The 20,658-nt window shown below is 68.0% G+C and carries 18 protein-coding genes; 12 read left to right on the forward strand and 6 right to left on the reverse strand.

Annotated elements, in window-relative coordinates; all coding sequences use genetic code 11:
- Positions 1-122: 122 nt before the first annotated feature.
- Complete coding sequence (locus AC1RL8_RS22150) at positions 123-1,715, reverse strand: phospholipase D family protein (RefSeq protein ID WP_492686193.1); 1,593 nt, start codon at positions 1,713-1,715, stop codon at positions 123-125.
- Positions 1,716-1,889: 174 nt separating this feature from the next.
- Here AC1RL8_RS22150 and AC1RL8_RS22155 point away from each other — a divergent pair, with 174 nt between their 5' ends.
- From AC1RL8_RS22155 to AC1RL8_RS22170, 4 genes are read left to right on the forward strand one after another with little or no spacing between them, the layout of a single operon-like run.
- Positions 1,890-3,986: a TonB-dependent siderophore receptor gene (locus tag AC1RL8_RS22155; protein WP_070059962.1), complete on the forward strand. Its 2,097-nt coding sequence runs from the start codon at positions 1,890-1,892 to the stop codon at positions 3,984-3,986.
- 30 nt (positions 3,987-4,016) lie between these two features.
- Positions 4,017-5,210 carry a PepSY-associated TM helix domain-containing protein gene (locus AC1RL8_RS22160; RefSeq protein ID WP_492686192.1) on the forward strand — a complete coding sequence of 398 codons (1,194 nt, stop codon included), beginning with the start codon at positions 4,017-4,019 and terminating at the stop codon, positions 5,208-5,210.
- Entirely contained in the window at positions 5,207-5,419 is a 213-nt protein-coding gene (locus AC1RL8_RS22165; RefSeq protein ID WP_492686191.1) for a hypothetical protein, read from the forward strand. The genes AC1RL8_RS22160 and AC1RL8_RS22165 overlap by 4 nt, the downstream gene beginning before the upstream one ends.
- Positions 5,420-5,456: 37 nt before the next feature.
- Entirely contained in the window at positions 5,457-7,583 is a 2,127-nt protein-coding gene (locus AC1RL8_RS22170) for a TonB-dependent receptor domain-containing protein (protein ID WP_492686190.1), read from the forward strand.
- A 75-nt stretch (positions 7,584-7,658) separates the two neighbouring features.
- On the opposite strand, the gene metK is transcribed toward AC1RL8_RS22170, so the two are convergent.
- On the reverse strand, positions 7,659-8,843 hold the full coding sequence (gene metK, locus AC1RL8_RS22175; protein WP_062471813.1) for a methionine adenosyltransferase: 1,185 nt from the start codon (positions 8,841-8,843) through the stop codon (positions 7,659-7,661).
- A 232-nt stretch (positions 8,844-9,075) separates the two neighbouring features.
- On the opposite strand from metK, the gene AC1RL8_RS22180 reads away from it, so the two are divergent.
- Together AC1RL8_RS22180 and AC1RL8_RS22185 are read left to right on the forward strand one after the other, a co-directional pair.
- Positions 9,076-9,975, forward strand: a complete 900-nt coding sequence (locus AC1RL8_RS22180) for a lysophospholipid acyltransferase family protein (protein ID WP_492686189.1) — start codon at positions 9,076-9,078, stop codon at positions 9,973-9,975.
- Positions 9,972-10,856, forward strand: coding sequence for an LpxL/LpxP family acyltransferase (locus AC1RL8_RS22185; protein ID WP_492686188.1), 885 nt, complete (start codon positions 9,972-9,974; stop codon positions 10,854-10,856). The genes AC1RL8_RS22180 and AC1RL8_RS22185 overlap by 4 nt, the downstream gene beginning before the upstream one ends.
- Here AC1RL8_RS22185 and AC1RL8_RS22190 read toward each other — a convergent pair.
- On the reverse strand, positions 10,850-11,764 hold the full coding sequence (locus tag AC1RL8_RS22190; protein WP_159278441.1) for an alpha/beta fold hydrolase: 915 nt from the start codon (positions 11,762-11,764) through the stop codon (positions 10,850-10,852). The two genes, AC1RL8_RS22185 and AC1RL8_RS22190, sit on opposite strands and share 7 nt — an antisense overlap.
- A 90-nt stretch (positions 11,765-11,854) precedes the next feature.
- On the reverse strand, positions 11,855-12,592 hold the full coding sequence (gene yihA / locus AC1RL8_RS22195) for a ribosome biogenesis GTP-binding protein YihA/YsxC (RefSeq protein WP_095948319.1): 738 nt from the start codon (positions 12,590-12,592) through the stop codon (positions 11,855-11,857).
- 71 nt (positions 12,593-12,663) lie between these two features.
- On the opposite strand from yihA, the gene AC1RL8_RS22200 reads away from it, so the two are divergent.
- The 5 genes from AC1RL8_RS22200 (at position 12,664) to msrQ (ending at position 18,768) form a co-directional block, all read left to right on the forward strand.
- Positions 12,664-13,335, forward strand: a complete 672-nt coding sequence (locus tag AC1RL8_RS22200) for a c-type cytochrome (RefSeq protein ID WP_095743749.1) — start codon at positions 12,664-12,666, stop codon at positions 13,333-13,335.
- A gap of 121 nt (positions 13,336-13,456) precedes the next feature.
- Positions 13,457-15,637: a cytochrome c biogenesis protein ResB gene (locus tag AC1RL8_RS22205; protein WP_492686187.1), complete on the forward strand. Its 2,181-nt coding sequence runs from the start codon at positions 13,457-13,459 to the stop codon at positions 15,635-15,637.
- Entirely contained in the window at positions 15,634-16,953 is a 1,320-nt protein-coding gene (gene ccsB, locus AC1RL8_RS22210; RefSeq protein ID WP_095743751.1) for a c-type cytochrome biogenesis protein CcsB, read from the forward strand. Before AC1RL8_RS22205 ends, ccsB begins: the two co-directional genes overlap by 4 nt.
- Positions 16,954-17,069: 116 nt before the next feature.
- Positions 17,070-18,083, forward strand: coding sequence for a protein-methionine-sulfoxide reductase catalytic subunit MsrP (gene msrP, locus AC1RL8_RS22215; protein WP_492686186.1), 1,014 nt, complete (start codon positions 17,070-17,072; stop codon positions 18,081-18,083).
- A gap of 31 nt (positions 18,084-18,114) precedes the next feature.
- Entirely contained in the window at positions 18,115-18,768 is a 654-nt protein-coding gene (gene msrQ, locus AC1RL8_RS22220; RefSeq protein WP_492686398.1) for a protein-methionine-sulfoxide reductase heme-binding subunit MsrQ, read from the forward strand.
- 7 nt (positions 18,769-18,775) lie between these two features.
- On the opposite strand, the gene lysA is transcribed toward msrQ, so the two are convergent.
- Positions 18,776-20,053 carry a diaminopimelate decarboxylase gene (lysA, locus tag AC1RL8_RS22225; protein ID WP_492686185.1) on the reverse strand — a complete coding sequence of 426 codons (1,278 nt, stop codon included), beginning with the start codon at positions 20,051-20,053 and terminating at the stop codon, positions 18,776-18,778.
- The gene (lptM, locus tag AC1RL8_RS22230; protein WP_492686184.1) at positions 20,050-20,301 is read right to left on the reverse strand and encodes an LPS translocon maturation chaperone LptM; all 252 of its coding nucleotides are present in this window, start codon (positions 20,299-20,301) and stop codon (positions 20,050-20,052) included. Before lptM ends, lysA begins: the two co-directional genes overlap by 4 nt.
- A 12-nt stretch (positions 20,302-20,313) precedes the next feature.
- Here lptM and cyaY point away from each other — a divergent pair, with 12 nt between their 5' ends.
- Positions 20,314-20,646, forward strand: a complete 333-nt coding sequence (gene cyaY / locus AC1RL8_RS22235; RefSeq protein WP_492686183.1) for an iron donor protein CyaY — start codon at positions 20,314-20,316, stop codon at positions 20,644-20,646.
- Positions 20,647-20,658: the final 12 nt, after the last annotated feature.

The raw sequence follows: 20,658 nt of genomic DNA on the forward strand, positions 1-20,658 counted from the left end.
AAGAAGCTCCGTGGCGGGACGCCATGACGGCCGCTGGATGCGGCGGGCTGAATTCTAAAGAGCTAAATGCGAGGCGTTTGCATTTGTGGCGAGGATGCGACGCGGGGCCGCCCGCTTGCGGCTCACAGCTGGTCGGTCGGCACGAACCACGAGAACAGCAGCAGCTGCAGGCGCGTGAGCATGCTGGAGTCGGGCTCGCTGTCGAGCACCTCGTTGTGCACGTCGCCGGTGCCGATCCATTGCACGTTCTGGCCGTCGGGCTTGAGCACGACGCGATACACGCCTTCCATGTCGTCCAGCTGGTAGGCGAAGAGCAGCGCCTGCGTGAGCTCGAAGCTGCGCACGCGCACGCCGAACTCGGTGTTCAGCAGGGCCGAGCGCGGGTCGAGGTTCATCGAGCCCAGCAGCACCCACTGGCGGTCGACCAGCGCCAGCTTAGCGTGCAGGCGCCCGCGGGCCTTCTTGAGCAGGCTGCGGAACTGGCCGCTGCGCTTGAGCTGCTGCGTGCTCACCTCGTACAGGTTCACGCCCAGCTTGAGCATGTCGACGCGGTAGCGGTTGTAGTTGATGTTCACCAGCGGCTCGTCGCTGTCGGCCAGCGAGTTGGTGACCACGGTGATGCTCAGGCCGTGGTCGCGGCCCATGCGGATGCGCTCCATGCCCTCGTCGCCGGGAATGAAGTAGGGCGAGATCACCACCACGTTCGACTTCGCGGCGCCCAGCATCTCGTGGAAGCGCTGCGCCAGCGACTCTTGCGGGCGCGCCATCGTGCCCAGGGCCTTGTTCGGGCTGTCGGCGGTGGCGGCGGCCTCGGCGCGGATCCAGCGCGTCTCGCCGATGTTGTCGAGTTGCGCGCCCAGCGGCAGGTCGCCCAGCAGGTCGGTGGCGGCCAGCGGATCGGGCAGCGGCGCGAAGGCGGGCGAGGTCGCGGCGTCGAAGGCGGCCTTGAGCTCGTCGGGCGTGAGCGTCGTGCCGGCCATGCGCTGCAGCGGGTAGACCACGTCGCTGTTCCAGTAGGTGTCGAAGATTCCGGCCGACTGCGGCACCACCGGGCCGGCCAGCAGCAGCTCGAAGTCGATGAAGTTGGCGCTCTCGCTGCGCAGGAAGTACTCGTCCGCGAGGTTGCGTCCGCCGGCGATGGCCATGGCACCGTCGGCGATGAACAGCTTGTTGTGCATGCGGTGGTTGAGCCGCCGGAAATCGCCGAAGAACTCCAGCCAGCGCAGCGACGAGTGATCGCGCGCGTTCACGAAAGGGTTGAACAGCCGCACCTGCGCGTTCGGCTCGGCGGCCAGCCCGAGCAGCAGGCGGTCCATGCCGACGGTGTAGAAGTCGTCGAGCAGCAGGCGCACGCGCACGCCGCGCCGGGCGGCGTCGCGCAGTTCGCGCAGCAGCAGGCGGCCGGTCTTGTCGTTGCCGAGCTGGTAGGTCTGCACATCGAGCGAGGCCCGCGCGCGGCGGATGAGCTCCAGCCGCGCATCGAGCGCGAACGAGGCCTCGATCAGCGGCCGCATGCTCGACAGGCCGTCGGGTGGTGAATCGAGGCTGGCGGCGGCGTGGCCGAGCGGGGTGGCGGACGAAGCGGGAATGGCGATCGAGGGCGGCCCATCGGGCAGGCGTGGCGGCAGGCCGGCGCAGCCGGTGAGCACCAGCACGACCAGCACCAGCGCCGGGCCGCGCAGCGCAGGAAACAACGAGGCGAGGAGCTTGAGCATGGGGCCTGTCAGCGCACGCAAGGGCGTGCGGGCGGCATCGTAGCCCGGCTCGCGACGGCGACCGCGGCGGTTTTGCAACGCTTCGCCCCCGTGTGCTGGAAAACCCGTGGACCGCGACTTTCTTGACAATAGAATGCGAATTGTTATCAATAGTGTTCAATGAGCAATAAAAACATGGCAAGAATGAGGGCGCGGCGCAGGGCCGCTTCGGTGCTGGTGGGCTGTCTGGCGATCTACGCGCAGCAGCACGTTCTGGCGCAAACGGGCGGCACGGGCTCGCTGCCCGAAGTGCGCGTCGATGCGAACGCCGAAGCCGAAACCGCCACCTCGCCCGTGATCGGCTACCGCGCGAAGAACGCCGTCACCGCCACCAAGACCGACACGCCGCTGTCGGAAACGCCGCAGTCCGTCACCGTGATCACGCGCGACCAGATGGTCGACCAGGGCGCCAACAACCTGCAGGACGCCCTCAATTACGCGGCGGGCGTGCGCTCCGACGCCTACGGTGTCGATTCGCGCACCGACTCGATCCGCGTGCGCGGCGCCTACCCCGACATCTACCTCGATGGCCTGCGCCAGGCCTACGGCTACTACACCAGCACCACGCGCACCGAGCCCTACACGCTGGAGCGCCTCGAGGTGCTGCGCGGCCCCTCGGGCATGCTGTTCGGCGCGGGCACCGCGGCGGGCGTGGTCAACATGGTCAGCAAGCGGCCGCTGCAGGAGGCCCAGCGCGAGGTGGGCGTGCAGTTCGGCAGCTTCGGCCGCAAGCAGGTGCAGGCCGACCTCACCGGTCCGCTGAACGCCGACGGCTCGCTGTCGTACCGGCTGATCGCGCTGCAGCGCAAGTCCGATTCGCAGGTCGACAACGTGCCCGACGACCGCAGCGTGATCGCGCCGTCGCTCACCTGGCGGCCCAACGCGGCGACCTCGCTCACGTTGCAGGGGCTGTGGCAAAAAGACAAGAGCGGCAGCAGCTCGCAGTTCCTGCCGTGGGAAGGCACCTTGCTGCCGAACCCGAACGGCCGCGTGCCCGCCAGCCGCTTCATCGGCGAGGCCGGCGACTACTACAACAGCGAGCGTCAGACCTTCGGCTGGCAGTTCGAGCACAAGTTCAACGACAGCTGGACCGTGCGCCAGAACTTCCGCTACGCGAAGAACGAAAACGACAACCGCTACCACTACGGCGGCGCGTTCAGCGGCTTCGACAGCTGGTCGACCGACCCGATCTTCAAGCGCGTGTTCCCCCGCTACTTCGACAGCCAGCTGACGCGCAACCGCACGCAGACGCTGGACAACCACGTCGAGGGCCACTTCCAGACCGGCGCGCTCCAGCACACGCTGCTCGTGGGCGCGGACTTCGCGCGCCAGCGCGAGAACGTCTGGGGCGGCACCACGGTCGACACCATCGACCTCTATGCGCCGGTGTACGGCCACGTGGACGAACCCGAGCGCGTGGCGCGTCCGCGCACCCGCCAGCGCCAGACCGGCCTGTACCTGCAGGACCAGATCAAGCTCGACAACTGGATCTTCGTGGCCGGCCTGCGCCATGACCGGGCCGTGTCCAGCGCCGCCGGCAGCGACGAGCAAAAGAGCAGCGCCACCACCAAGCGCCTGGGCGTGATGTACGCCCATCCTTCGGGCTGGTCGCCGTACCTGAGCTACAGCGAGTCGTTCACGCCGCAGTCGCCGCGCGAAGGCCGCATCTTCTCGCCGCTGCGCGGCGAGCAGTGGGAAGTGGGCCTGAAGTACGAGCCGAAGAACCGCGCCATGGCCTTCAGCGCCGCGGTGTACGACCTGCGCGAGAAGAACCAGATCGTCGAAGAGCAGCCGAAGGTGTTCTCGCAGCGCGGCCTCACCAAGACGAAGGGCGTGGAGCTGGAAGCCAAGGGCTCGGTGGGCACCAACCTCGACCTGATCGCCCACTACAACTACACCGACGCCGACGCGCAGATCGAAGGCCTGCCCAAGCACCAGGCCAGCTTCTGGGCCAAGTACAGGTTCTCGGTGGCCGGCATGAGCGGCTTCTCGGCCGGCGCCGGCGTGCGCGTGATGAGCTCGTTCCGCGACACCCAGTTCGGCACCGGCCCGCGCATCCCGGGCGTGGCGCTGGCCGACCTGGTGTTTGCTTACGATACGGCCCAGTGGCGCTATGCGCTCAACATCAACAACGTGACGGACAAGGTGTACTTCAGCACCTGCCTGTCGCGCGGTGACTGCTGGTACGGTGCGCGACGCAACATCGTGGCGAGCGCCACCTACCGCTTCTAGCCTTTTCACCACCCAACGACGCACGACGACATGGACAGCCGAAAGATCAAGACCTGGGCCTGGGTGCACAAGTGGAGCAGCCTCGTGTGCACGGTGTTCATGCTGCTGCTGTGCATCACCGGCCTGCCGCTGATCTTCCACCACGAGATCGGCCACCTGCTGGGCACCGAGGTCGAGGCGCCGAAGATGCCGGCGAACACGCCGCGCATCAGCCTGGACAAGGTGGTCGAGATCGGCCGCGCCAAGCACCCCGACCGCGTGGTGCAGTTCGTCTCGCAGCCCGAGGACGACGACGGCCTGTGGTTCGTCACGCTCACGCCCACGCCCGAACCCACCGAAGACTTCAAATCGGTGGCGGTCGATGCGCGCACCGGCGTCGTTCTGGCGCAGCCGGAGTTCAGCCAGGGCTTCATGTACATCATGTTCAAGCTGCACGTCGACCTGTTCGCCGGGCTGCCGGGCAAGCTGTTCCTGGGCTTCATGGGGCTGCTGCTGCTGGTGGCCATCGTCTCGGGCGTGGTGCTGTATTCGCCGTTCATGCGCAAGCTCGACTTCGGGACCGTCCGGCGCGAGAAGCGCCCGCGCCTGAAGTGGCTCGACCTGCACAACCTGCTGGGCATCGTCACGCTGGTGTGGCTGTTCGTGGTGGGCTCCACCGGCATGATCAACACCTGGGCCGACCTGATCATCAAGTACTGGCAGTACGACCAGCTGAGCACGCTGCTCGCGCCCTACAAGAACGAGCCGGTGGTGCCGGTGGCCGAGCGCGGCTCGCTGCAGCGCTCGATGGAAGGGGCGATGCAGAAGGCGCCGGGCATGAAGCTGTCGTTCATCGCGTTCCCGGGCACCTCGTTCTCGAGCCCGCACCACACGACCTTCTTCCTGCGCGGCAACGAGCCCTTCACCTCGAAGCTGCTGCAGCCGGTGCTGGTCGATGCCAAGACGGCGGAGGTCACGGCGGCGCCGAAGATGCCGTGGTACCTCACGGGCCTGCTGGTGTCGCAGCCGCTGCACTTCGGCGACTACGGCGGCATGCCGATGCAGATCCTGTGGGCGCTGCTCGACATCGCGACCATCATCGTGCTGGGCAGCGGGCTGTACCTGTGGCTCAAGCGCGGCAACACGGTGCCGGCCCGGGCGTCGACCACGGCCCCGGCCGCAGCGCCGCCTTCGGCTTCGGGCCCGCAGCCAGACCCGGCACCGGCCATGAAGGTGCAGGCATGACGACGCACCACAAGGCGCCGCACCAGACCTTCTGGCGCATGTGGGGCTGGCCGATCGCGCTGGGCGTGATGACCACGGTCGGCCTCATCACCGCGCTGTTCAGCGACGGCGGCCTCGGCGACATGGTGGCCTGGGTGGGCCTGGGCATTCCGGTGCTCGTGTGCGCCTGGTACGGCTGGCGCCGCTCGCCGCGCACGGGTTCCCGCTAGGCGCAAGGGGCAGGGCACCGACGCAGAATCGGTGCCGATGAATGCCGCACTCTCCTATCCGCTTCGCCTGCTGATCCTGGGCGTTCCGCTGGCCGTGCACGGCCAGCAACCCGCCACGTCGCCGGCCGGCACGCTGCGCGATGTCACCGTTTCCACGCCGCGCGGCACGCTGTCTCCGTTTCTCGTGCCCGGCTCGGTCGACCGCGTCGACGGCGACGAGATGCGCGACAGCCGGATGCAGGTCAACCTGTCCGAGAGCCTGGGCGCCGTGCCCGGCCTGCAGGTGCAGAACCGCATGAACTACGCGCAGGACCTGCAGCTGTCGGTGCGCGGCTTCGGCGCGCGCTCGACCTTCGGCGTGCGCGGCGTGCGCCTGTACGTGGACGGCATTCCGGCCACCTTGCCCGACGGCCAGGGGCAGACCTCGAACATCGACATCGGCTCGGTCGACCGCGTCGAGGTGCTGCGCGGGCCGTTCTCGGCGCTGTACGGCAACTCGTCGGGCGGCGTGGTGCAGGCGTTCACGGCCTCGGGGGAGGGCGCGCCGCGCCTGTCGTACTCGCTGGCGGGCGGCAGCTTCGGCAGCTGGCGCCAGTCGCTGCAGCTGAGCGGTTCGCAGGGCGCGGTCGACTACCTGCTCGGCGCGAGCCACTTTCGCACCGACGGCTGGCGCGAGCAGAGTGCCGCGCGGCGCAACATCGCGAACGGCAAGCTGGGCATCGCGCTCGACAACGGCGACAAGTTGACGCTGGTGTTCAACAGCGTGCGCATCGAGGCGCAAGACCCGCTGGGCCTCACGGCCGAGCAGGTCGCGCAGGCACCGCGCAAGGCGCCGCTCGCGCTGCAGTACGACACGCGCAAGACGGTCGAGCAGACGCAGGTCGGCCTGCGCTACGAGCGGCGCCTGAATGCTGAACAAGCGCTGCAGTTCATGGTCTACGGCGGCGAACGCAAGACCGTGCAGTTCCAGTCGATCCCGCCGTCGGCGCAGCAGAGCCCGCTGCATGCGGGCGGCGTGATCGACCTCACGCGCCAGTACGGCGGCGTCGATCTGCGCTGGACCGCCGCGCTGCAGCTGGCCGACCGGCCCTTCGACCTCGTGGCGGGCCTGGGCTACGACAGCCTGCGCGAGCGCCGCCGTGGCTACGAGAACTACCTGGGCCCGGTGGCCGCGCCCCTGCTGGGCGTGCAGGGGCGGTTGCGCCGCAACGAGCGCAACGAGGTCTGGAACCTCGATCCGTATGCGCAGGCGGCGTGGCGTTTTTCCGAGCGCTGGACGCTCGAGGCCGGCGTGCGCCGCAGCCGTGTGCACTTCGATTCGCACGACCTCTACATCGGTGGTGCCAACCGCGACGACAGCGGCAGCGCGAGCTACAGCAAGACCTTGCCTGTGGCCTCGCTGCGCTACCAGGCCACGCCCGATCTCGCGGTGTACGGCTCGGTCGGCCGGGGCTTCGAGACGCCGACGCTCAACGAGCTGTCGTACCGCCCGGGCGGCGCCAGCGGGCTCAACTTCGGGCTGCGGCCTTCGGTGAACGACAGCCTCGAGGTGGGCGCGAAGGCGCGGCTGGCCGGCGGGCTGCTGACGGCGGCGCTGTTTCATACGCGCACGCGCGACGAGATCGTCACCGCCACCAACAGCGGCGGTCGCGCCACCTTCCAGAACGCAGGGCGCACGCGGCGCAACGGCTTCGAGCTGGGCTGGCAGCACGAAACGGCCGACCACTGGCGCACGCAGGTGGCCTACACGTGGCTGGACGCGACCTACCGCGATGCGTTCTGCTCGCCGTCGCCCTGCGCGGGCGGCAACGCGGTGAACGCGGGCAACCGCATCCCGGGCATCGCGCGCCAGTCGCTGTTCGCCTCGCTCGGCTGGGCGCCGCCCGAAGGCTGGCGCGCCGGTGTCGAGATGCGCGCGCTGAGCCGCATCCAGGCCAACGACCTGAACACCGCGAGCGCGCACGGCTACGCCGTGGCGGCGCTGTACGCCGGCTACCTGAAGAAGTGGGCGCGCTGGGACTTCAACGCCTTCGCGCGCGTCGACAACCTGTTCGACCGGCGCTACATGGGCTCGGTCATCGTCAACGAAGGCAATGCGCGCTTCTACGAGCCCGCGCCGGGGCGCAACTGGACGGTGGGCCTGAGCGGCGCGTACCGCTTCTGAGCGAACGCGCCATGAAAGGAAAAGGCCCGCCGCCCCGAGGGGACGGCGGGCCTTGAGACCCGGTAGTCGCAGTGCTTACTTAAGGCCGGCCGCAGCGCGCAGTGCGGCCGCTTGCGTCGTGGCTTCCCAGGTGAACTCGGGCTCTTCGCGGCCGAAGTGGCCGTAGGCGGCGGTCTTCTGGTAGATCGGGCGCAGCAGGTCGAGCATCTGGATGATGCCCTTCGGGCGCAGGTCGAAGTGCTCGCGCACGAGCTCGGCGATCTTCTCGTCGGGGATCACGCCGGTGCCTTCGGTGTAGACCGTGATGTTCATCGGCTGGGCCACGCCGATGGCGTACGCCACCTGGATCTGGCACTGGCGCGCCAGGCCGGCGGCCACGATGTTCTTGGCCACGTAGCGCGCGGCGTAGGCGGCCGAGCGGTCGACCTTCGACGGGTCCTTGCCCGAGAACGCGCCGCCGCCGTGCGGGCAGGCGCCGCCGTAGGTGTCGACGATGATCTTGCGGCCGGTGAGGCCGCAGTCGCCCTGCGGGCCGCCGATGACGAAGCGGCCGGTCGGGTTGATCAGGTAGCGCGTGTTCTGCAGCCATTCCTTGGGCAGCACGGGCTTGATGATCTCTTCGATGATGGCTTCGTTGAACGAGGCCTTCATCTTGGTCGGCGTTTCGCTCTGGTCGGGGCTGTGCTGCGTGGAGAGCACCACGGTGTCGATGCTGTGGGGCTTGCCGTCCACGTAGCGCATCGTGACCTGGCTCTTGGCGTCGGGGCGCAGGAAGGGCAGGCGGCCGTCCTTGCGCAGCTGGGCCTGACGCTCCACGAGGCGGTGCGCGTAGTAGATCGGCGCGGGCATCAGCTCGGGCGTCTCGTCGCAGGCGTAGCCGAACATCAGGCCCTGGTCGCCGGCGCCGGTGTTCAGGTGGTCGTCGGAGGCATGGTCCACGCCCTGGGCGATGTCGTTGGACTGCTTGTCGTAGCAGACCATCACGGCGCAGCCCTTGTAGTCGATGCCGTACTCGGTGTTGTCGTAGCCGATGCGCTTGATGGTGTCGCGCGCGACCTGGATGTAGTCGACGTGCGCGTTGGTCGTGATCTCGCCGGCGAGCACCACGAGGCCGGTGTTGGTCAGCGTTTCGGCGGCGACGCGGCTGCGGGGGTCTTGTTCGAAGATCGCGTCGAGGATCGCGTCCGAGATCTGGTCCGCGACCTTGTCGGGATGGCCTTCGGAAACCGATTCGGAAGTAAAGAGAAAGTCGTTCGCCACTGTGGTCACTCCTTGAAGTTCAATTGGCGCGTTGCCAACTCTGCGGAGCCCTGGCGAACGCTTTAGCAGATGTCGACGTATCGACGGGACACAATCGCATTCGCGCTTGTGGGTGTCGCCCTGCAAGTTGTTCCGTAACTCGGCGACAATTTGCATTCTATTCGAGCCGCGCAATACCATGCGCGCGCGTCCGCCTTTTGACCCTCCCTGACTCTCTCCCCCTCCCCATTCAATGATCACCCTGTTCCGCCTGCTTGCCCGCGTGCCGATGCCGCTGATGCATCGGCTCGGCGCCTTGCTGGGATGGTTGGTCTGGTGGTGCGCGCCGGACTACCGCCGCCGCTTCAAGGCCAACGCCGAGAGCGCCGGCTTCTCGCCCGCGCAGTACCGTCCCGCCATCGCCGCCGCCGGCCACATGGCGTCCGAGCTGCCCTGGCTGTGGCTGCGCCCGCAGGGCGAGAGCGTGCTGACGCGCGTGGTGCGCTGGGAAGGCGTCGAGGCCTTCGAGGCCGCGATGCGCGCGAAAAAGGGCGTGATCCTCGTGGCGCCGCACCTGGGCAGCTGGGAGATGTGCGGCCAGGCCATCGGCGAGCGCTTTCTCGCGGACTTCGGGCCGATCACCGCGCTGTTCCGTCCGGCGCGCAAGAAATGGATGGCCGACCTGATCGCCGCGGGTTCGCGCGACCGGCCCGGCCTGCAGACCCTGCCGACCAACAACACCGGCGTGCGCGGCCTGATCCGCACGCTGCGCGGCGGCGGCTACACCGGCATCCTGCCCGACCAGGTGCCGCCGCTGGGGCAGGGCGTGTGGGCGCCTTTCCTCGGCCGCCCCGCCTACACCATGACCCTGCTTCCCCGTTTGGCCCAACAGACCGGCGCCGCCTGCTTCCTCAGCGTGTGCGAGCGCCTGCCGCGCGGCGCGGGCTACGTGATCCGCTTCGAGCCGATCGTCGGCACCGCGCTCACCGACCCCGAGGCGTCCATCGAGGACGCCGCCGCCGCCATGAACGACGGCATCGGCCGCCTTATCCACAGCCTGCCCGGCCAGTACGTCTGGGACTACGCGCGCTACAAAGAGCCGCGCGGCGAACCCGCCGTGGTGGCCAATGCCGCCGGAGGGGCTGCGCCATGAGCCTCAGTTCCCGACTCGGTATCGGCTTCATGCGCGTGCTGGCCCCGCTGCCCCTGCCGCTCGTGCGCGGCTTCAGCAGGGTCCTCGGCCGCCTGCTGCACACCATCGCCGTGCCGCGGCGGCGCGTGGTCGACCGGAACCTGGCCCTGTGCTTCCCCGGAAAGTCGGAGGCCGAGCGCCGCGCCATCGCGCGCGAGACCTTCGTCTTCGTCGCGCAGTCGTGGCTGGACCGCAGCTGGCTGTGGCATGCGCCCGAGAAGGTGGTGAAGAGCCGGCTGAAGATCGTCGGTTCTGTCTCGGAAATCCGCGAGATCGCCGAAGGCGACGCGCCGATGATTCTGTTCGCGCCGCACTTCTACGGCCTCGATGCCGCGGCCACCGCGCTCACCATGCACACGGCGCGCCCGTCGGCCACGATCTACACGACCCAGCGCGACCCGATGGTCGACGCCTGGATCCGCGAAGGCCGCACGCGCTTCGGCGACGTGGCGGCGCTCAACCGGGTGGACGGCATCAAGCCCATCCTCTCGGGGCTGCGCAAGGGCGGTTTGCTGTACCTGCTGCCCGACATGGATTTCGGGCGCGACCAGACCATCTTCGTGCCCTTCTACGGCGTGCAGGCGGCCACCGTGCCCTCGCTGTCGCGCTTTGCGCGGCTGGGCAAGGCCAAGGTGGTGCCGGTGGTGGCGAAGCTCACGCCGGGCGGCTACGAGATCCAGGTGCTGCCGGCGTGGCAGAACTTCCCCACCGACGACGTTGAGGCCGACACGGCGCTCATGAACGAGCGCCTGCAGGGCTACATCGACACGATGCCGTCCCAGTACTACTGGGTGCACCGCCGGTTCAAGACCCGCCCGGAAGGCGAGCCGCCAATCTACTGATTGCGGGCCAGGAAGCCCTCGATCTCGCGCGCGACCAGCTGCGGCTGCTCGTGCACGATCCAGTGGGTGGCGTTCGGCACCTTCTTGACTTCGAGCTTCGGCACGTACTCTTCCAGCCCTTCGAGCAGGCCCGGCAGCAGCGCGGCGTCGTCGAGTGCCCAGAACACGAAGGTCGGCATGGTCACCGTGAGGCGTTCGCGCGGCAGCACCGGAATGCTGTCGACGGTCTGGCCCGGCAGTGGCGGCTTCATCGGCGTCACGCGGTACAGGTTGCAGGCGCCCGTGAGGCCCGCACTCCAGACCTCGCGGTACTGCTGCTTCACCTCTTCGGTGAGCCAGCCGAAGCCGTCCGGGCCGGCCTTCATCAGCAGGAAGAAGGGCCACATGCGCTTGAAATCGTCGGCCGCGAGCAGGGCTTCGGCGTCGGGGCGCGCCAGGAAGTGCATGTAGGCGCTGGCCTGCTGCTGCGCCGGGTTGTTGCGCAGCTCGCGCGTGAAGGTGCCCGGGTGCGGCGAATTGATGATGACCAGCTTGCCGACCTGCTGCGGGAAGGCGTTGGCGTAGCCCCAGGCGAAGGCGCCGCCCCAGTCGTGGGCCACCAGCGCGGCCATGGTGCCGTCGGCGCTCTCGGTGGCCACGAGCTGCTGGATGTCCTGGATCAGCAGGTGGGCCTTGTAGTCGGCCACTTCCGTGGGCGCGCTGGACTTCTCGAAGCCGCGCAGGTTCGGCGCCACGCAGCGGTAGCCGCCGTGGGCCGGGTCCGAGAAGTAGGCGAGCAGTTCGTCCCAGATGAACGCGGCTTCGGGAAAGCCGTGCAGGAACACCATCAGCGGCTGGCCCGGCTTGCCGGCGGCGCGGCAACTCAGGGTGGTGCCGTTGGGCAGGCTGCGTTGGAAGGTCTCGATCATGCTTCGTGTCTCCTTGGGTTGACTGTCGCTATTGTTTTGATAGTGAACTTCGCAGGCGAGGCGCTCGATGCAGCCGGTTCCTCTAGCGCATCAGGCGTCTTCGGCCGGTGGCGGCGCGGGCGTTGGCGCGGCGTCGTCGGGATGCACCCAGCGCCACAGCAGCTCGGCCGCCTCGCCGACCCCTTGCTTCTTCAGGGCCGAGAACAGTTTGACCTCGCCGCCGCCGGCGTTCAGTCGCGTAATCGACAGCACCTTGGCGGCTTCGGTGCGGGTGAGCTTGTCGGACTTGGTCAGCAGCACGAGGAATTTGAGGCCTTGCTCGACGCGCGGACGGATCACGTCGAGCAGGATCTCGTCGAGCTCGGTCATGCCGTGGCGCGGATCGCACATCAGGACAACCCCGCGCAGACTTTCGCGCGTCATGAGGTAGTTGCCCATCACGCGCTGCCAGCGCAGCTTGGCTTCCTTCGGCACGGCGGCGTAGCCGTAGCCCGGCAGGTCGGCCAGCACGGCGTCGTCGACCTTCTGCTTGCCGATGCCGAACAGGTTGATGTGCTGCGTGCGGCCCGGCGTCTTCGAGGCGAAGGCCAGGCGCGTCTGCTGCGTCAGGGTGTTGATGGCGGTCGATTTGCCGGCGTTGGATCGGCCGACAAAAGCGATCTCGGGCAGGTCGACCGGGGGCAGGTGTTCCAGCTGCGGAGCGCTGGTCAGGAAGTGGGCGGTGTGCAGCCAACCGAGGGCCACGCGCTCGCGTTCAGCGACCTGCGGGTCCACGGCAGGGGCCGCGCGGGGAGGATAAGCGGCGGACTTGGCGCGCGGGGAGGTCATCAATGGGCTTTCGGAACGGGGCGCCATTGTAGAATCGCGGGGTTTTGCGCCATAAATTCGAAGCCCCCGATATGAAGTTGTTTGCCAATATTCTGCTTGCAGCCCTCATGGGCGTCGCAGCCAGCGCGAGTTTTGCAGCCGATGAGCATGCAGCTGCCCCCGCAGCGGCAGCCGCCAAGCCGGCCAAGCCCGATCCCGCCAAGGGCGACACGCTGTTCAATGCGACGCCGGCCAACAGCCAAAGCTGTGCTTCGTGCCACAACGCGGACGGCAACTCGGCCATCGCCGCCAACCCCAAGCTGGCGCAACAACACCCCGAATACATCCTCAAGCAGCTGCAGGACTTCAAGTCCGGCAAGCGCAAGAGCGCCATCATGAAGCCGCTGGCGTCGGCGCTGTCTGAAGAAGACATGCGCAACATCGCCTGGTTCGTCGGCTCCAAGAAGATCAAGCCGGGCTTCTCGAAAGAGAAGGACACGGTCGCCCTCGGCGAAAAGATCTACCGCGGCGGCATCGGCGATCGCCAGATCCCGGCCTGCGCCGGCTGCCACAGCCCGAACGGCGCCGGCCTCCCGGCCCAGTACCCGCGCCTGGGCGGCCAGCACGCCGACTACACCGTGGCCCAGCTCGTGGCCTTCCGCGACAACGTCCGCCTGAACAGCTCGCCCATGAACGGCGTGGCCGCCAAGCTCAACGACCGCGAAATCAAGGCCGTGGCCGACTACATCGCCGGCCTGCGCTGATTTCCGCCGTCGCGCTGTCCAGCGTGAACTAACCGCCGATAAAAATCCCAAACAAAGGGCGGGCCGATCCAGGAGGATGGCCCGCCCTTTTGTTTTTTTCCTCTTTCCTGGTTCCCTCCCGATGACCGTCTCCACCCATGGCCTTCGCGTGCATCGCGGCCCGCAGCTGCTTCGCGCCGCGGTGGAACTGCTGTCGTCGATGCGCTTCGCGATCGCGCTGCTGACGGTCATCTGCATCGCCTCGATCATCGGCACCGTGCTCAAGCAGCATGAGCCGATCAACAACTACATCAACCAGTTCGGGCCCTTCTGGGCCGAGCTGTTCCGCACGGCGCGGCTCGACTCGGTTTACAGCGCCTGGTGGTTCCTGCTGATCCTGCTGTTCCTGGTGATCAGCACGTCGCTGTGCGTCGCGCGCAACACGCCGCGCATCCTGATCGACCTGCGCACCTTCAAGGAAGACATCCGCGCGCAGAGCCTGAAGGCCTTCGGCCAGCGCGCTGAGAACCGGCTGGCGGAAACGCCCGACATGGCGGCCAACCGCATCGGCCAGCTGCTCGTGAGCGGGGGCTGGAAGGTCAAGTTGCAACAGCGCAACGCCAGCGCCGACGGCAAGGCCGCGGCGGGCTGGATGGTGGCGGCGCGCGCCGGCGGCGCCCACAAGCTGGGCTACATCGCCGCCCACAGCGCCATCGTGCTGGTGTGCATCGGCGGCCTGCTCGACGGCGATCTCGTGGTGCGCGCCCAGACCTGGTTCAACGGCAAGAGCGTGTTCACGGGCGGCGGCATGATTGCCGACGTGGCGCCCGAGCACCGCCTGTCGACCGCCAACCCGACCTTCCGCGGCAACATCCTCGTGCCCGAGGGCGGGCGGGGCAACGTGGCCATCCTGAACCAGGCCGACGGCGTGCTGCTGCAGGAGCTGCCGTTCACCATCGAGCTGAAGAAGTTCATCGTCGACTACTACTCGACCGGCATGCCCAAGCTGTTCGCCAGCGAGGTGGTGCTGCACGACCGCGAGAGCGGCGAGCAGGTGCCGGCGCGCATCGAGGTGAACCACCCGGCCAGCTACAAGGGCGTGGAGATCTACCAGTCGAGCTTCGACGACGGCGGCTCCACGGTGAAGCTCAAGGCGGTGCCGATGGCGGCCGCGGCCAAGCCCTTCGAGGTCGAGGGCATCATCGGCGGCCCGAGCACCGAGATCACCAACGGCAAGGACAAGCTCACGCTCGAGTACGCCGCGCTGCGGGTGATCAACGTCGAGAACTTCGCCGATGGCGGCGCCATGGGCAGCGGCGCCGACGTGCGCAAGGTCGACCTGCGCCACGGCATCGAGTCGCGCCTGGGCGCGGCCAACAAGACCAACAAGCCCAAGGTGCTGCGCAACATCGGCCCCAGCATCGGCTACAAGCTGCGCGATGCGGCCGGCCAGGCGCGCGAGTACCAGAACTACATGGTGCCGGTCGACGCCGGCGACGGCCAGCCGGTGTTCCTGCTGGGCATGCGCGAGAAGCCGGAGGAGCCGTTTCGCTACCTGCGCGTGCCGGCCGACGAGCAGGGTTCGATGGACGGCTTCGTGCGCATGCGCACCGCGCTGGGCGACGCTGCCACGCGCGAGCGCGCCATCCAGCGCTACATCGCCAAGGCGACCGACCCCAAGCGCCCCGAAATGGCCGAGCAGCTGCGCATCTCGGCCGCCCGCGCGCTGGCGCTGTTCTCGGGCGCCGAACGCGCCAAGGCCGACGCCGCATCGCAGGGCGGCTGGCAGGCGATCGCCGAATTCATGGAAGCCAACGTGCCCGAGGCCGAGCGCGAGCGCGCCGGCACGGTGCTGGTGCGCATCCTCAACGATGTGCTGTTCGAAGTGCTCAACCTGAGCCGCGAAGGCGCCGGCCTGGCCGCGCTGCCGAACGACGAGAAATCGCAGGGCTACCTGACGCAGGCCGTGCTGGCCCTGAGCGACGCGCACTTCTATCCGGCGCCCGTCGCGATGATGATGACCGACTTCACCCAGGTGCAGGCCAGCGTCTTCCAGGTGGCGCGCGCCCCTGGCAAGAACATCGTCTATCTGGGGTGTCTGTTGCTGATCGTCGGTATTTTTGCCATGCTGTACGTGCGCGAGCGCCGCCTGTGGGTGTGGCTGACACCCGGCGGCGGCGCCTCTGGAGACAACGACGGCCGCGAAACGGTCGCCACGATGGCGTTCTCGGTCAACCGCAAGACCCTGGACAGCGATCGCGAATTCGAGCACCTGAAGCACAGGTTGCTCGCCCTGAAGAAAGAAGAACCGGCGTCACCATGAACACCACGACCCTCACGCTCCACGAAAGCTGGCTCTCCCGCCGCAACCTGTTCGACTGGGTGTTCGCGGCGCTGGTGCTGGCCGGCGGCGCGTTCGCCTTCATGCGCCACGCCGGCTCGATGGACAGCTACGAAAAGCCGATCCTGGTGGCCGCGCTGATTTCGGTTATCGGCATCTGCTGGTTCTGGCGCCCGCTGCGGGTGCTGACGCTGGTGGTGGCCGCGGCCTCGCTGCTGGCCATCAGCTCCTACCAGGGCGACCTGGCGCGCGCCGATTCGGTGTTCTGGCTCAAGTACTTCCTGTCGAGCCAGTCGGCCATCCTCTGGATGAGCGTGCTGTTCTTCATGAGCACGCTGTTCTACTGGATCGGCTTCGCCGCCGGCAAGCAGCAGGCCGACACCTTCGACCTGATCGGCTCCCGGCTGGCCTGGGCGGCCGTGACCATGGCGCTGATCGGCACCATGGTGCGCTGGTACGAAAGCCACCAGCTCGGCCCGGACATCGGCCACATCCCGGTGAGCAACCTGTACGAAGTGTTCGTGCTGTTCTGCTGGCTGACGGCGGCGTTCTACCTGTACTTCGAAGAGCGCTACAACACACGCGCGCTGGGTGCCTTCGTGATGCTGGTGGTCAGCGCGGCGGTGGGCTTCCTGCTCTGGTACACGATCGTGCGCGAGGCGCATGAGATCCAGCCGCTGGTGCCCGCGCTGCAGAGCTGGTGGATGAAGCTGCACGTGCCCGCCAACTTCATCGGCTACGGCACCTTCGCGCTCGCGGCCATGGTGGCTTTCGCCTACCTCATCAAGGAACAGGCGAGCGAGACCCGCTGGTACAAGCTCACGCCGATCTGGCTCTTGGGCGTGGCGCTGTGCTTCGTGCCGGTGGCCTTCCGCCAGCGCGTGCAGGAAGCCGGCGGCAGCTACTGGGTGATCTATGCGGGCATTTCGGCATTGATCGCCGCGGGCATCCTGCTGGGGCGCAAGCGCATCGCGGCGCGCCTGCCGGCCAACGAGGTGCTCGACGACGTCATGTACAAGTCGATCACCGTCGGCTTTGCCTTCTTCACCATCGCGACCGTGCTCGGCGCCCTGTGGGCGGCGGACGCCTGGGGCGGCTACTGGAGCTGGGACCCGAAGGAAACCTGGGCGCTGATCGTCTGGCTCAACTACGCGGCCTGGCTGCACATGCGCCTCGTGAAGGGTCTGCGCGGCACCGTGGCGGCCTGGTGGGCGCTGGCCGGCCTGGCCGTGACCACCTTCGCCTTCCTTGGCGTGAACATGTTCCTGAGCGGGCTGCACAGCTACGGCACGCTGTAAGCGCAGGCCTGGCGCCTTTTGCGAAGAATTGAAACCACGCGCCACCATGGCGCGTAACCAAACCGGGGCATGTCACGAACTACCCTGAGCACAACGATTCACGCGAAAGGCCTGCCATGTCGTTTTCTTCCCGTTCGCACCGTCGCGACACCCGTGGTTTCAACCATCCGCTGTCGAGCGAGATCACGCCGCGCGCCGCCTACGAAGGCCGGCGCGACCTGCTCAAGCTGATGGCCGGGGGCGCGGCAGGCGCCGCGCTGGCGGGTTTTGCCGGGCGTGAGGCCTTCGCCCAGGCGACCGGCCCGCACAAGCTGGCGCCGCTTCCGGGCGCCAAATCGGCCGTGCCGGGCGCGCAGACCATGGAAAAGCTCACCGACTACAAGGACGCGAGCAGCTACAACAACTACTACGAGTTCGGCGTCGACAAGGGCGATCCGGTGAAGAACGCCGGCACCCTCAAGACGCGGCCGTGGACCGTGGAGGTCGAGGGGCTGGTCAAGAAGCCGGGCAAGTACGGCATCGAGGACCTGCTCAAGCTCAGCGCCCAGGAAGAGCGCATCTACCGCCTGCGCTGCGTCGAGGGCTGGTCGATGGTGATCCCGTGGGTGGGCTACTCGCTGGCCGAGCTCATCAAGAAGGTCGAGCCGCAGGGCAACGCCAAATTCGTCGAGTTCGTGACGCTGGCCGATCCGAAGACCATGCCCTTCGTCGGCTCGCGCGTGCTCGACTGGCCCTACACCGAAGGCCTGCGCATGGACGAGGCGATGCACCCGCTCACGCTGCTGGCCTTCGGCATGTACGGCGAGGTGCTGCCCAATCAGAACGGCGCGCCGGTGCGGCTCGTGGTGCCATGGAAGTACGGCTTCAAGTCGGCCAAGTCGATCGTCAAGATCCGCTTCGTCGAGAAGGAGCCGAGCACGGCCTGGAACAAGGCGGCGGCGCAGGAGTACGGCTTCTATTCGAACGTGAACCCGAGCGTCGACCATCCGCGCTGGAGCCAGGCGACCGAGCGTCGCATCGGCGACGGCGGCGGCCTGTTCGCGAAGCGGCGCAAGACCGAGATGTTCAACGGCTACGAGGCGCAGGTCGGCCAGCTCTACGCCGGCATGGACCTGAAGAAGAACTACTGAGCGGGCGCGCCCGCCCGGTCGTTGCGCCATGCTGAACAAGCTGCTCATGCACCCGGCGACCAAGCCGGTCGTCTTCCTGCTGTGCCTGCTGCCGTTCGCGCGGCTGGCCTTCGGTGCTTTCACCGACGGGCTGGGCGCGAACCCGGCCGAGTTCCTGATCCGCGCGACGGGCGACTGGACCCTGCGCTTCATCTGCATCGTGCTGGCGGTGACGCCGCTGCGCGTGATCGCCAAGCTCAACGCGCTGGCGCGGCTGCGTCGCATGCTGGGCCTGTTCGCGTACTTCTACGTGGTGCTGCACCTGCTGTGCTACAGCTGGTTCGACATGGGCTTCGAGTGGGGCGAGATCGCCAAGGACATCGCCAAGCGGCCGTTCATCCTGGTGGGGTTCTCGGCCTTCGTGCTGCTGACGCCGCTGGCGGCCACGTCGTTCAACCGCGCGATCAAGGCCCTGGGCGTCAAGCGCTGGCAGCTGCTGCACAAGTTGGTCTACGTGATCGCGGGGCTCGGGCTGCTGCACTTCTTCTGGATGCGCGCGGGCAAGAACAACTTCGCCGAAGTGTTCGTCTACGCCGCGATCATCGGGGTGCTGCTGGCGTGGCGCGTGTGGAATTTCGCGCGCAAGCGCCAGGCCAGGCCCGCAGTGGCCGTGCGCGGCAGCGAGAAGCCGCTGCGCACCGGCTGAGACCGGATCAGCCGTCGATCTCGGCGCGCAACTGGTCTTCCATCGTCTCGCGACGGCGGATCAGCTTGGCGCTGGCGCCGCTCACCAGGACCTCGGCCGCACGGCCGCGCGTGTTGTAGTTGCTGGCCATGCTCATGCAGTACGCACCGGCCGACAGCACGGCCAGCAGGTCGCCGGCCACCACGTTGAGTGCACGGTCGCGGCCGATCCAGTCGCCGCTTTCGCAGACCGGGCCCACCACGTCGTAGGTCGGCGCGTCGCCGGCGCGCTCGCGCAGCGGCACGATCTTCTGGAAAGCCTGGTACATCGCGGGGCGCGGCAGGTCGTTCATGGCCGCGTCGACGATGCAGAAATTCTTGTCTTCGCCGGGCTTCGTGTAGAGCACCTCGGTCACGCACACGCCGGCATTGCCGACCAGCGAGCGGCCGGGTTCGATCACCAGCTTGCGCTGGCCGAAGCCGCGCGCGTCGAGCTTGGCGAGCAGCTGCTGCCACAGCGCATCGGCCTTGGGCGGCACTTCGCCGTTGTAGTCGATGCCCAGGCCGCCGCCGAAGTCCAGGTGATGGACCGGCACGCCGGCTGCCTCGATGGCTTCCACCAGGTCGAGCACGCGGTCGCAGGCGTCCAGGTAGGGCGAGGCTTCGGTGATCTGCGAGCCGATGTGGCAGTCGATGCCGACCACTTCGAGGCCCGGCAGCCGGGCGGCGTGCTGGTAAGCCTGCACCGCACGGTCGTGCGCGATGCCGAACTTGTTGCCCTTCAGGCCGGTGGAAATGTACGGGTGCGTCTTCGGGTCGACGTTCGGATTGATGCGGATGCTGATCGGCGCGCGCACCTTCTCGGCCAGCGCCACCTCGTTGAGCACGTCGAGCTCGGCCTCGCTCTCGACGTTGAAGCAGGCGATGCCGGCCGCCAGGGCCTGGCGCATCTCGGCGCGCGTCTTGCCGACGCCCGAGAAGATGATCTTCTTCGGATCGGCGCCCACGGCCAGCACGCGCGACAGTTCGCCGCCGGAGACGATGTCGAAGCCGCAGCCGGCCTCGGCGAACACGCGCAGCACGCCGAGCGAGGAGTTGGCCTTCATCGCGTAGCAGATGAGCGCGTCACGACCCTCGAAGCCGCGCTGGTAGGCGGCCAGGGCGTCGAGCATCCACTGCTTCGAATAGACGAACAGCGGCGTGCCGTGCGCGCGCGCCAGCGCGTCGAGCGTGACGCCCTCGACGTGCAGGGCGCCGTCGCGGTGGGCGATGTGGGGGTGGCCGGGCAGGGGGGTGTTCGTCGTCATTTCTGGGGGGAGGCGGGGCCGCTGCTGGCTGCGGCGGGCTTGGGGGCCGCTTCGTTGTCGGAGGCTTTGGAGCCGCCGGGGGTGAGCAATTGGGGCAAGGTGGCGCGCTGGGCGGCCGCCGGATCGGTCGGCAGATAGAGCGCGCCGCGCTGTCCGCACGCCGCAAGGCCCGCCGCGCTGGCGGCAAGGCAGACCATGAGCGCGGTGCGGGCGCGAGCGGTCACTAGAATTTGGCGAACATTCAACATGCTGAAATTGTAATGACCGACACCGAGTACATGGACCGCGCCGAGGCGGCGCTTGCTGCCATCGAGCAGGGCTGCGACCGCATCAACGACGCGACCGACGCCGACATCGACAACCAGCGGGTCGGCGGGATGATCACGATGTCGTTTCGCAACGGCAGCCAGCTGATCGTGAACCTGCAGAAGCCGCTGCAGGAAATCTGGCTGGCGGCGCGCTCCGGCGGCTACCACTACCGGCACGACGGCCGGGTGTGGGTGGACACCAAGACCGGGGAAGAGTTCTTCGGCAACCTGTCGCGCGAGGCGACCCTGCAGGCGGGGCAGCCGCTGGTCTTCGCGGCGGTCTGAGCCGCCGCTCTG

The sequence above is a fragment of the Variovorax sp. GW822-FHT04E09 genome, from assembly GCF_058800845.1.